11 protein-coding genes are annotated in these 12,279 nt (G+C 64.7%); 2 read left to right on the top strand and 9 right to left on the bottom strand.

What is annotated here, in order from left to right:
• Window positions 1-24: 24 nt before the first annotated feature.
• Entirely contained in the window at window positions 25-774 is a 750-nt protein-coding gene (locus C7389_RS04490) for an electron transfer flavoprotein subunit beta/FixA family protein (protein WP_133588819.1), read from the bottom strand.
• A 205-nt stretch (window positions 775-979) separates the two neighbouring features.
• On the opposite strand from C7389_RS04490, the gene C7389_RS04485 reads away from it, so the two are divergent.
• Window positions 980-1,585 (top strand): TetR/AcrR family transcriptional regulator, encoded by a 606-nt coding sequence (locus C7389_RS04485; RefSeq protein ID WP_133588817.1) that lies wholly within the window; start codon window positions 980-982, stop codon window positions 1,583-1,585.
• Here the strand turns inward: C7389_RS04485 and C7389_RS04480 are convergent.
• The 8 genes from C7389_RS04480 to ppx form a co-directional block, all read right to left on the bottom strand.
• Complete coding sequence (locus C7389_RS04480; RefSeq protein WP_133588815.1) at window positions 1,582-2,352, bottom strand: TatD family hydrolase; 771 nt, start codon at window positions 2,350-2,352, stop codon at window positions 1,582-1,584. The two genes, C7389_RS04485 and C7389_RS04480, sit on opposite strands and share 4 nt — an antisense overlap.
• Window positions 2,353-2,372: 20 nt before the next feature.
• The gene (locus C7389_RS04475; RefSeq protein WP_133588813.1) at window positions 2,373-3,173 is read right to left on the bottom strand and encodes an enoyl-CoA hydratase; all 801 of its coding nucleotides are present in this window, start codon (window positions 3,171-3,173) and stop codon (window positions 2,373-2,375) included.
• 64 nt (window positions 3,174-3,237) lie between these two features.
• A complete protein-coding gene (locus C7389_RS04470) occupies window positions 3,238-4,890 on the bottom strand; it encodes an acyl-CoA synthetase (RefSeq protein ID WP_133588811.1) in 1,653 nt (550 codons plus the stop codon).
• A 70-nt stretch (window positions 4,891-4,960) separates the two neighbouring features.
• Window positions 4,961-5,605, bottom strand: a complete 645-nt coding sequence (locus C7389_RS04465) for an ABC-type transport auxiliary lipoprotein family protein (RefSeq protein WP_162851664.1) — start codon at window positions 5,603-5,605, stop codon at window positions 4,961-4,963.
• Window positions 5,574-6,518 carry an MlaD family protein gene (locus C7389_RS04460; protein WP_133588807.1) on the bottom strand — a complete coding sequence of 315 codons (945 nt, stop codon included), beginning with the start codon at window positions 6,516-6,518 and terminating at the stop codon, window positions 5,574-5,576. The genes C7389_RS04465 and C7389_RS04460 overlap by 32 nt, the downstream gene beginning before the upstream one ends.
• 1 nt (window position 6,519) lies before the next feature.
• Complete coding sequence (locus C7389_RS04455; RefSeq protein WP_246034629.1) at window positions 6,520-7,293, bottom strand: ABC transporter ATP-binding protein; 774 nt, start codon at window positions 7,291-7,293, stop codon at window positions 6,520-6,522.
• Window positions 7,290-8,405: an MlaE family ABC transporter permease gene (locus tag C7389_RS04450; RefSeq protein ID WP_133588806.1), complete on the bottom strand. Its 1,116-nt coding sequence runs from the start codon at window positions 8,403-8,405 to the stop codon at window positions 7,290-7,292. Before C7389_RS04450 ends, C7389_RS04455 begins: the two co-directional genes overlap by 4 nt.
• Before the next feature lie 17 nt (window positions 8,406-8,422).
• Window positions 8,423-9,925, bottom strand: coding sequence for an exopolyphosphatase (gene ppx / locus C7389_RS04445; RefSeq protein ID WP_133588804.1), 1,503 nt, complete (start codon window positions 9,923-9,925; stop codon window positions 8,423-8,425).
• Window positions 9,926-10,077: 152 nt separating this feature from the next.
• Between ppx and ppk1 the strand changes: the two genes are divergently transcribed.
• Window positions 10,078-12,159, top strand: a complete 2,082-nt coding sequence (ppk1, locus tag C7389_RS04440) for a polyphosphate kinase 1 (RefSeq protein WP_133588802.1) — start codon at window positions 10,078-10,080, stop codon at window positions 12,157-12,159.
• Window positions 12,160-12,279 lie beyond the last annotated feature (120 nt).

The following is a 12,279-nucleotide window of genomic DNA, read 5'->3' as shown; positions in this document are numbered from 1 at the left end:
GCTATTCCTCTCTCTATCCCGGTCTCAGAGGACCTTGGCTTCGTTCTTGAGCTTGTCGACCAGTTGGGCGATGTCGGCAACGCGGACACCGGCACCGCGCTTAGGCGGCTCCTCCACCTTCACCGTGCTGAGGCGGGGAGCGACGTCGACCCCGAGGTCGGCGGGATTGGTCACATCCAGCGGCTTCTTCTTCGCCTTCATGATGTTCGGCAGCGTGGCATAACGCGGCTCGTTCAGGCGCAGGTCGGTGGAAACCACTGCGGGCAGCGAAATGGAGAGCGTTTCCAGGCCGCCATCGATTTCACGAGTCACCGTGGCGCGGCCGTCTGCGATGGCCACCTTGGAGGCGAAGGTCGCCTGCGGCCAGCCCATCAGCGCAGCCAGCATCTGGCCGGTCTGGTTAGCGTCATCGTCGATGGCCTGCTTGCCGCAGATCACCAGTTGGGGCTGTTCCTTGCCCACTACCGCCTTCAGCAGTTTGGCGACCGCCAGTGGCTGCAGTTCGGCATCGGTCTCGATCAGGATGGCGCGGTCGGCGCCGATGGCGAGGGCGGCGCGCAGGGTTTCCTGGCAGGCGCCAATACCGGCGCTCACCGCCACGACCTCGGTCGCAATTCCCGCCTCTTTCAATCGCACGGCTTCTTCCACTGCGATCTCGTCGAACGGGTTCATGCTCATTTTCACGTTCGCGACGTCAACACCGCTGCCGTCCGCTTTCACGCGGACTTTCACGTTGTAATCGACCACGCGCTTGACGGGAACAAGAATCTTCAATGCCGCGCTCCTTCGGTTGTTCGATCTCTCTGCCGGCCGCAGGGCCGACTTGTGCGATTATCGCACCCCGAAAAGGAATGCGCACTTTGCCGGCTCGGGGCGCGGATTGACACTTGCGTGCCTAGTCACCCACAATTCAACCATACGCAACAGTATGGATGGCGTACGGTAGCGTATGGAACCCTCATCGTCAAGACATCTCCATATGGACAGCACGCCCGCCAAACCCCGTACCCAACTGGATCGCGACAGCTGGATCGCCGCGGCCACCGATGTTCTTGCGGAGGAAGGCATTGCTGGGCTGAGGGTCGAAGTCCTGGCCAAGCGGCTCAAGGTGACCAAGGGCAGCTTCTACTGGCATTTCCAGGATCGCCGCGATCTGCTGCTGGCCATCCTGACCCAGTGGCGCGATGGCCGAATCCGCGACATCGTGAAGCAGACCAAGGCGGCGCCGGGAGAAGAACTGGCGCAGATCTATCACGTCATCGAGGTCTATAGTGCCAACCGCAGCCGGCGGGGGATGATGATAGAACTGGCCGTACGCGACTGGGCCCGCCGGGACCCTGATGCCGCAGCCATCGTCGCCGAGGTCGACGAAACTCGCCTGCGCTGTGCCCGCGAGCTTTTCCTCGCCTGTGGCGTGCCGCCGCAGGAAGCGTCCAGCCGGTGCATGCTGCTCTACGCCTACGTGTTCGGCGTGTCGTTGATGATCTACGACAACTTTGACAACGACGTGGCGCGCCTCAAGCAAGACATCTCCGACCTTATCGCCTGTTCGCGCTCGCCTCGCACCGACCACACTGCCGTCTAGGCCGACGCTAGCCGCGGCAAGGCCGTACAGGCGTTTCGGGTGGTGGCAAGCACGATCTCCTCCATCGGCACACCTCGCAATTCCGCCAGGATTTCGGCATAGCGCGGAAGATTGCCCGGCTCGTTGCGTGTCCCCCTGGCCCAAGCGGGCGGAATGTCGGGCGCATCCGTTTCCAGCACCAAAGCGTCGAGAGGCAATTCGGCAGCCAGTCGGCGGATACGCTTCGAGCCGTCATAGGTCATGGCACCGCCGAATCCCAGCTTGAAACCGAGGGAGATAAAGACGTCCGCCTGCTGGAGGCTGCCGTTGAACGCGTGGGCAATGCCGCCTGGAACCTCGATTCGCCGCAGCTGCTTGAGGATTGCATCCTGCGCGCGGCGCACATGCAGGATCACCGGCAGGCCATGCTGGCGCGCCAGCCGCAACTGTGCGGCAAAGTAATGTTCTTGCAGGCCGGGATCGATGTCCTCCACATAGTGATCCAGGCCGATCTCGCCAACCGCAACCACACCGGGCTCGGCAAGTCGTTGATCCAGCAGTTCCAGATCCTCGTCCCGGCTCTCCCCTACGTAGAGAGGATGGATGCCGTAGGCGCGGTGGATGTCGGGATGGGCTGCGGCCAGCGCTGCAACCTCGGGGAAGCTTGCGGCAGATACCGCCGGCAGCACGAAGCGCCCCACCCCGCTCTGGCGGGCACGCGCCAGCATCGCCTCCCGATCGGCGTCGAACTCGGCGGCATCCAGGTGCGTGTGAGTGTCGATCAGCATTGCGCCGTTCCCCGGGATGCCTATCTTCCCTTCCAGATGGCCGGCCGCTTGGCAATGAAGGCGTCGATGCCTTCTGCGGCATCTTCCGCCATCATGTTGCAGGCCATGGTCTCGGATGCCAGTTGGTAGGCCGCGTCCAGGCCGTTCTCAAGTTGGCGGTAGAACATCTGCTTGCCCATGCGGACGGCGACCGGCGACTTGGCGATGATGGAATCCGCCAGCCGGCGGATCTCCCCGTCCAGCCCTTCGGCGGCGACCACCCGGTTGATGAGACCACGGCGCTGCGCCTCCGCGGCGTCGATGAAGTCGCCGGTCACCAGCATTTCGAAGGCCTGTTTGCGCCCGATGTTGCGTGACAGCCCCACGCTGGGCGTGGCGCAGAACAGACCGACGTTGATACCGGATACCGCGAAGCGGGCAACATCCGAGGCGACCGCCAGGTCGCACATGGACACCAGCTGGCATCCGGCGGCGGTGGCGATGCCATGCACCCGTGCGATCACCGGTTGGGGCAGCTCCACCAGCTTCATCATGAATTTGCTGCAAAGCCGGAACAGCGCCTGCTGGAAACCCAGCGTGTAGTTGCCGCGCATTTCCTTCAGGTCGTGGCCTGCGCAGAAGGCCTTGCCCTCGCCGCCAATGACGACGACGCGTATCCGCTCGTCGGCGGCAATCCTGTCCAGCTCGGCGATCAGCGCATTGAGCATCGCCTGGGACAGTGCGTTGAATTGCGCCGGCCGGTTGAGCTGAAGGTGGGCAACGCCGCCGATGTCCTCGCGCAAGAAAAGGGGCTGCTCGGCAGCCTGGGGAACGGCGCTCATGGCATCTCCTGTGGGGTTCTTGTTGTGGATGACGCCAGGGGCCGACAGCCCCCGGCGCCCGGCCTCACCCGAAGGAGGCGGTAGACTTGACCTGTTCCCGCAGTGCGAACTTCTGGATCTTGCCGGTCGAGGTCTTGGGAATGGCGGCGAAGATGATGCGCTTGGGCACCTTGAAGCCGGCCAGATGCGCACGGCAGTGAGTCACCAACTCCTCAGCGGTGACGGTCACTCCGTCCCGGAGCTCGACGAAAGCGCAGGGCACTTCTCCCCACTTCTCGTCGGGGGCCGCCACCACAGCGGCGGACATGACTGCCGGATGCTTGTAAAGCGCATCCTCCACTTCGATGGAGGAAATGTTCTCGCCACCCGAGATGATGATGTCCTTGGATCTGTCCTTGATCTTCACATACCCGTCGGACTGCATCACCGCCAAATCGCCGGTGTGGTACCAGCCGCCCCGGAAGGCGTCGGCCGTGGCCTTCTCGTTCTTCAGGTAGCCCTTCATCACCAGATTGCCACGGAACATGATCTCGCCCATGGTCTCGCCGTCCCAGGGCACCGCCTCCATCGTTTCAGGATCCAGCACAGTGATGCCTTCCTGGGCGTGATAGCGCACACCCTGGCGACCATTCTTGGTCACCTGGTCGGCGAGGGGCAGGTTCGCCCACTCGTCGTGCTTGGCGCAGACCGAGGCGGGGCCGTAAGTTTCCGTCAAACCATAGACGTGGGTGAGATCAACACCGATGCGCGCCATGCCTTCGATGACCGAGGCCGGCGGCGGCGCCGCGGCAACCAGGCCGGAAACCTTGTGGTTGATGCCCTTGCGCCACTCTTCCGGGGCATTGGCCAGCATGGAGTGCACAATGGGCGCGCCGCAGTAATGGGTGACGCCCTCGTCCCTCATCGCATCGAAGATGAGCCGCGGATCCACTCGCCGCAGGCAGACGTTCACCCCGGCATTGGCCGCCATCGACCAGGGGAAGCACCAGCCGTTGCAGTGGAACATTGGCAGCGTCCACAAATAGGTGGAGTGCGGCGGCATGCCCCAGGAGACGATGTTGGACATCGCGTTCAGGTAGGCGCCACGGTGATGGTAGACCACGCCCTTTGGGTTGCCGGTGGTGCCAGAGGTGTAATTCAGGGAGATCGCATCCCACTCGTCGGCGGGCTGCTCAAGCAGGAAGTCGGGGTTACCAGAGGCCAGCAAGGCCTCGTAGTCCTGGCTGCCGATCTTCTCGCCAGGACCGGTGTACTCGCTGTCATCCACGTCAATGACGATAAGCTCCGACCGGTCTGCCAGCTCCACCGCCTTGGCGACCACCCGCGAGTATTCGCGGTCGGTGATCAACACCTTGGCCTCGCCGTGGTTCAGAATGAAGGCGATGGCCTCCGGGTCCAGACGGGTATTGATGGTGTTCAGTACGGCGCCGGCGCCCGGCACGCCGAAGTGGCATTCGTACATTTCCGGCGTGTTGTTGAGCACCACGGCGACAGTGTCGTCCTTGCCGATGCCCAGCTGCTTCAGCGCGGAAGCCAGCCGCCGGCTGCGGGTGTAGGTTTCGCTCCACGTCTGACGCCGCTTGCCGTGCACGACGGCGACCCGGTCCGGATAGACATAGGCGCTGCGCTCGATGAAAGTGAGCGGCGTGAGCGGTACATAGTTTGCAGCGTTCTTCTCCAGGCCCGCTTGATAGGGCGATGGCTTGTTCTCGGTCATGATGACTCCGCTGTTATGTTTGTCGCAGGGCGCCGCAAAACTCCCTCCAGCTTTCGCGGCGCGCAAGTATTCAATCCCTGATGCATGCCGGGGTCAAGGCCCCAGCCCAGCCCTGGATGTCCCTGCCGAGCTGGGCCAGCGCGACACGGTATGCCTGGACTCCACCCTCTGCGTCCGCGCTGGGCGCCGGACTTGAAACTCGCAGATTCGTGGTGGCAAGCGGCCTTCGCTCACCACGACGCAGCAGCGTCGCCCTCAGCGCGACTGCGGCATGGCTGCGGTCGGCGGAGTCGAACACCTGGATGAATTCATCCAGTTCCAGGCTGAGCACGCAGCGTCCACCCGTGCCCTCACCCGCAGCCAGGCTGCGCGTCAGGGCAAGGCTGAGCATCTCGGCCGGCTGGGCTACCCAGCGGCTGTCAGCGTAGCTGCGTCGCTGCAAGCCCCGCTCGCCATCCAGGCGGTACTGCATGGCAGCACTGCGCAGCCAGGTCGGAGAAGTGATCTCGACGGCGAGCAGGCCAGCGAGCGGCCTCTCCGCCTGCGCCTTGTCCGGCAGCGGCAAATCGTACAGCGCAGGGGTACGCGGTACCGGCACGATGGAGTTGCAGGCGGTCAGCGCGATCGCGCCGAGCAGCGTGGAGACACGGAGCGGGGATGAATGAGGCATGGTGGCAATCAGCTCAGGGGGCCGGGCGGGAATATCCTGGCTCACCCGGGCCAGGCACCCGCTCTCCACGGCCGGTGATGAGGATCTGCGGACTGCCTTCGATCTGATCGATGAGGATGCCGAGACGTTGGGTGGTCACGGTGAGCTCCTTCAGCAGCAGAGTGACTTGCGGCAGGGTTTCGCCAGCCAGGTTGTCGCCGGTGCGCCCCACCGTCCCCTCAACCTGCTCCGCAGTCTGCGCCAGCTGCCCCATGAGCTGGCGCAGTTCGACCAGCGTCGGTTCGGCCTGGCGACTGGCGCGCTCCACGCTCGCCAGGGTGTTCGAGATCCGCTCGACGTTGGCAGGATTCAGGATTTCGCGGACCGACTCCAGCGTCTGCGGCAGTTGGGAAAAAGTCTTGTCCATGCCGGCAGAGGCGGATTCCACCCGCGCGAGCGTGTTGCGCAGGCGCTGCACGCCCTCCTCGTCCAGCACGGTGCTCAACTGGTCGGCGATGGTCTTGAAACGCTGGGCGATTGCCAGGGCGGTGTCGGTGATCTGCTCGACGGTGCCTGCCTCCAGTGGCAGGCGCGGCAGATCGCCGCCGGCAGCGCGCAGCGGGGTCTGATCACCGCCCTGGTCGTCCAGCTGGATGTAGGCAAGGCCGGTGAGGCCCTGGGTCGCGAGGCGGGCGCGGGTTCCCTGCGTCAGCGGAATCTCCTCCCGGATGCTGATGCGGACCAGGATGTTGCGGCTATCCTGCGGGTCCAGCCGGATCTCGGCCACGTTGCCAGCGGGAATGCCACGGAAACGCACCCGCGCCTGGTGGTTCAGGCCGTTGACCGAGCCCTGGGATACAAGCAGGTACTCATTCATACGCTCCCGGTGGCCGGAAAACCACCACAGGGCAAGCACCAGCGCGGCGCCCATCGCCAGCACGAAGAAGCCGGCCGCGAGGGCGTGGGCCCGGTTTTCCATCTCAATGGTCCTCCCCGGCGGCGGCCTCGGCACGGCGGTAGTGGCCGTGGAAGAAGCGTTGGACGAAAGGGTGCTCCAGGACCAAGGTTCGCTCCAGGGTATCGTGGCTCACGATGCGCTTGTCCGCCAGGATCGCGACGCGTGTGGCCAGGGCGGCCAGGGTGTCGAGGTCGTGGGTGATGAGGATCACCGTCAGATGGAGTTGCCGGTGCAGAGTTCGGATGAGCTCGATGAAGGCCACGCTGCGGTCCGGATCCAGGCCTGCGGTGGGCTCATCCAGCAGCAGTAACTCGGGCTCCAGCGCCAGCGCCCGGGCGAGCGCGGCGCGCTTGACCATGCCGCCGGAGAGTTCGGCCGGCATCAGCGCCGCATGGGCGGGCTCCATTTCCACCATCGAGAGCTTCAAGCGCACCAGGGCGGCGATTTCCTCCTCGCTCGCCACGCCCTGCTCGCGCAAGGGAAAGGCAATGTTCTCGCCGACGTTGAAGGCCGAAAACAAGGCGCCATGCTGGAACAGCACGCCAAAGCGCCGGCGGCGGGCCATGCGTTCTGCCAGCTGGCCGGCGTGCAGCGCCTCGCCGAAGAGGCGAATGCTGCCAGCCTCCGGGTGGGTCAAGCCGATGATGTGGCGCATCAGCGTGGTCTTGCCGCTGCCCGAACCACCGACCAGGGCGACGATTTCCCCTGCCGGCACAGCGAGATCAACGCCATCGTGTATCAGCTGATCCCGAAAACGGGTGCGTATGCCCTGCAACTCGATCACCGGCGTGTTCACGCCACCACTCCCACAGTGCGGGTGGCAATGGCGAAGGCCGCATCCGCGAGGATGACGATGGTGATGGCCGACACCACCGAGGCGGTGGTGCTGGCCGACAAACTCTCGGTATTCGGCTGCACACGCAGGCCGAAATGGCAGGCCACCAGCGCGATCAGCAATCCGAACGCCATCCCCTTCAGCAAACCGATGTAGAGATTGGCAATGGGTACCACCCGCGGTAGCGTCTCCAGGAAGAACGACGGCGCGATGCCCAGCTCCACCCAGGCGGATAGGGCCCCGCCCAGCAGCGCCACCGCAGAGGTCCACAGCACCAGCAGCGGCATGGCCAGCATCAGCGCGAAGACTTTGGGCAGCACCAATCGCTGGCTGCGGGAGACGCCCAGGGCCGCCAGCGCATCGATTTCCTCGGTGACCCGCATCACGCCCAACTGCGCCGTCATCGCCGAGCCCGAACGGCCGGCCACCAGCACGGACACCAGGACCGGCCCCAACTCGCGGATGATTCCCAGGCCGAGAATGTTGATGATGAAAATGTCCGCGCCGAAGGTCTTCAGTTGCAATGAAGAGAGATAGGACAACACCACGCCGATCAGGAAGCCGACCATCGCCGCCACCGGCATCGCCTTCACACCGACCTTGTAGACACTGGCCGACACCTCTGCCAGCGGAAACTGGCGCGGATGCCGCAGCAAGTGAATGCAGTCGAGGAACAATTGCCCCAGCAGGGCGACGAAATGCAGCGCATGATCGACGAAGCCCAGCAGCGCATCGCCAAGAGAGGCCACCGCCGCCCGGGGACTGAAAGCGGCCGTTTTCGGCAAGGCGCCCGCCGGTATCGCGGCAGCCCGCTCGATGATGCGGCGGTGCTCCGGCTGGAGAGAAACGTTCGCCGGCCAGCACTCTCCCCAGGCGCGCCAGATCAGGATGGCGCCGAAGCTATCCAGCCGGGCGACGGCGCTCAAATTCCATTCCGTACTGGGCGAGGCCTGCGCCAAGGTACGGCGGATCTGGTCTATATCCCGGCCGAGGCTGTTCAGCGACCAGTCCCCCGCCAGTTCCAGCCGCATGCCCGCCGCTCGAATGCTGGCGGCAGCAAGGTGTGGCGCCATGGAGAGCGCAGATCGACTCAGGCAGCCGCTGCCGGCCGGACAGCGGCCGAACGGATGAACAGCCCACGGCCTACCGATAGCCACTGGCGCTGCTCCTCTTCCAGCGCAGCCGCAGTGAGTGGCAGCTTCTGCAGCCATCCGGCTGCGGTGTTCACCGAGAAACCGCGACCTTCCCGTGCAATCTTCACGGGCGGCAGCCCGCGCTTGTCCCGCGCGCGGTGGATCACCACTGCCAACCGCAGGCAGGCGATCAGCAGCCAGTCGGAACTGCCGGGATCAATGGCAGCCACCCGCTCCAGCTTGCCGCGATGGGCGAGCACGATGCGCGCCAGCCGGCCCTGGTCCATGCGGGAGAATCCGGGCATGTCCGCATTCGCCAGGATGTAGGCGCTGTGCTTGTGATAGCTGGAGTGGGCCACCGAGATGCCGATTTCGTGCAACAACGCAGCCCAGCGCAGGAATCGGCGATCCAGATGATCCGGCTCGGCGGCTTGCGGATCCAGTTGCTCGAGGAAATAGCAGGCGGTGTCCGCCACCTGCTCGGCCTGCCGCATGTCCACCCGGTAGCGGGAGGTGAAGGCGTTGACGGTTGCGTCCCGCAGATCGGCATGGTGATAGCGGCCCAGCAGGTCGTAGAGCACGCCCAGGCGCAGTGCCCCCTCGGAGAACACCATACGGTCCAGGCCGAACTCCTTGAACACCGCGCTCATGATCGCCAGCCCGCCGAGCAGCACAGGCAGACGGTCACCCTTCAAGCCGCTTAGTTCAAGGGCATTGATGTTGCCGGCACGCAGCAATAGCGTCTTGAGCTTCTCCAGGCCGTCGCGGGTAATTCCGCCGTTGGAAAGGCCATTCTGCTCCAGTATCTCCGCGAGCGCCTTCGCCGAGCCGCTGGAACCAACCGCCAGTTCCCAGCCGACCTCCCGGTAGGCATGGGCAATGGCCTGCAGCTCGCGGCGAGCAGCCAGCTCCGCCTCCTTCATGCCGCGCTTCTCTACCCGGCCGTCGGGGAAATAGCTGAGGCTGTAGCCCACGCAGCCCATGTACAGCGACTCCAGCATCAGCGGCTCGAAGCTCTTGCCGATGATGAACTCGGTGGAACCGCCGCCGATGTCCACCACCAGTTGCTGGCGGTGCGGGTCCGGCAGGGTGTGGGCCACGCCAACATAGATCAGCCGTGCTTCCTCCCGGCCGGCGATGACCTCGATCGGGAACCCCAGCGCGGCCTCTGCCCGGATGAGGAAATCCGGCGCGTTCTTCGCCACCCGCAAGGTGTTCGTCGCCACCGCCCGCACCGCGCCGGCAGAGAAGCCGGCCAGGCGTTCATGGAAGCGCTGCAGCGCGGCGACGCCCCGCTGCTGGGCGGCCATGTCCAGCCACTTTTCGGGGGACAGACCGGCAGCGAGCCGCACCGGCTCCTTCAGACCATCCAGCGGATAGATCTGGTTATTGACGATACGCCCCACCTGAAGCCGGAAGCTGTTTGAACCCAGATCGATGGCGGCGATCAATTCTTGCATCGTGTCGGACTTTGGCTTGCGATGTTCGCAGGAGGGCCGATTCTAGCACTGCGGCCGGCGCTGCCAGCCGCCTTTCCGGGCGCCGTCGCTGTCATCTAAATGCAAAGGAAATGTCACATAATCGGCGGCGACTTTCCCGTCCCGGACGCCTCATGAACAGACCGCTCAACCTCAAGCGTTTTCCAACCGAGCACTTCATCAATCGCGAACTTTCCCTGCTGCAGTTCCAGCGCAGGGTACTGGCCCAGGCAGCCGACAAAGGCGTCCCGCTGCTGGAGCGCCTGCGCTTCCTCTGCATCGTCTCCAGCAACCTGGACGAGTTCTTCGAGATCCGCGTTTCCGGCATCAAGGAACAGATCCGCCTGCTCAGCGGCGCCTCCGGCAATGACGGTCTGTCGCCCGCCGACCTGCTCGCCCGGCTGAGCACCGAGGTGCATAAACTGATCGCCGAGCAGTATTCCCTGCTGAACGACGACATCCTCCCCGCATTGCAGGCCGAGGGCGTGGTATTCCTGCGGCGTCGGCAGTGGAGTGAAGCACAGCGAGCCTGGATCGCCGATTACTTCCAGCGCGAGGTGATGCCGGTACTGACACCTATCGGCCTAGACCCGGCGCACCCCTTCCCCCGCGTGCTCAACAAGAGTCTGAATTTCGCCGTCGAACTGGAGGGCCGCGATGCCTTCGGCCGCGACTCCGGGGCGGCCATCGTGCAGGCGCCGCGTGCCCTGCCCCGCGTCATCCGCCTGCCGTCCGACATCTGCGAGGCGGAATACACCTTCGTCTTCCTGTCCTCGGTCCTGCACGACCAGGTCGGCGCCCTGTTCAGCGGCATGAACGTACTCGGCTGCTACCAGTTCCGTGTCACCCGCAATTCCGACCTCTTCGTCGACGAGGAAGAAGTGAAGGACTTGCGCGCCACGCTGAAGGGCGAGTTGCAACAGCGCCATTACGGCGACGCGGTGCGCCTGGAGGTGGCCGACAACTGCTCCGAGGAAATGGCTGATTTCCTGCTGCAGCATTTCCGCCTCGGCCGCGACGATCTCTATCGCACCCCGGGCATCGTCAACCTGGTACGGCTGATGCAAGTACCCGACTGGGTAGACAGGCCTGACCTCAAGTACCCGCCCTTCCTCCCCGGTCTGCCGCGCGCGCTGGACAAGCGCCGCGAGATCTTCGCCGCCATCCGCAGCCAGGACATCCTGCTGCACCACCCCTTCCAGAGCTTCGCGCCGGTCATCGACCTGCTGCGCGCGGCCGCGGACGACCCCCAGGTTGTGGCCATCAAGATGACGGTGTACCGCACCGGGACGGATTCGGTGCTGATGGAGCACCTAGTGCGCGCCGCGCAAAAGGGCAAGGAAGTCACCGTTGTGCTGGAACTGATGGCCCGCTTCGACGAGGAAGCGAACATCTCCTGGGCCAACCGCCTGGAAGAGGTCGGTGTGCACGTGGTCTATGGCGTGTTCGGCTACAAGACCCACGCCAAGCTGCTGATGCTGGTGCGCCGCGAGGAAAGCGGCCTGCGACGCTACGTTCATCTGGGCACCGGCAACTACCACCCGCGCACCACCCGCTTCTATACCGACTTCGGCCTGCTCACCTGCAACGAAGATATCGGCGAGGACGTCGCCGAACTGTTCAAGCAGCTCACCGGCCTGGGCAAGGCGTCGGCGCTGCGTCACCTGTGGCAAGCACCCTTCTCGCTGCAGCCCAATGTGGTGGCTGCCATCCAGCGGGAAACGGAGATTGCCGCCGCCGGGCGCAAAGGCCGCATCATCGCCAAGATGAACGCGCTGCTTGAGCCAGAGACGATAGAGGCGCTGTACGGAGCCTCGCAGGCAGGAGTGGAGATCGACCTCATCGTCCGCGGCCCCTGCGCCCTGCGCCCCGGCGTGCCGGGCCTGTCCGAGAACATCCGGGTACGGTCGGTCATCGGCCGCTTCCTGGAGCACCACCGCATCTTCCACTTCCATGCAGACGGCGAGGACGTGATCTACCTCTCCAGTGCCGACTGGATGGACCGCAACTTCTTCCGCCGCATCGAGATTGCCTTCCCGGTACTGGATCCCCGCCTGAAGCGACGGGTGATGAAGGAAGGCCTGCGCCCCTATCTGGGTGACAATTGCCAGGCTTGGGAGATGCAGCCAGACGGCAGCTACCGCCGGAAGACGCCGCGGGGCACGCGCCGTGCCGCGCAGATCATCCTGCTCGCGGAACTGTCGGCGGCAAGCTGATTCAGGACAGCAAGGCAAAAAAAGGGGTTCATCGCGCCTTTCCGGGGAAGGCGGCCTTGATCTTCAGGAAGAAATAGGCTGAGTCGCGGAATCCGTAGGCCATGCGCTTGATGACCTTGA

The organism is Azoarcus indigens (assembly GCF_004361735.1).
Classification (GTDB): domain Bacteria; phylum Pseudomonadota; class Gammaproteobacteria; order Burkholderiales; family Rhodocyclaceae; genus Azoarcus; species Azoarcus indigens.
Note: the sequence above shows the minus strand (reverse complement) of the source record. Positions and strands in the feature narration are given on the sequence as shown.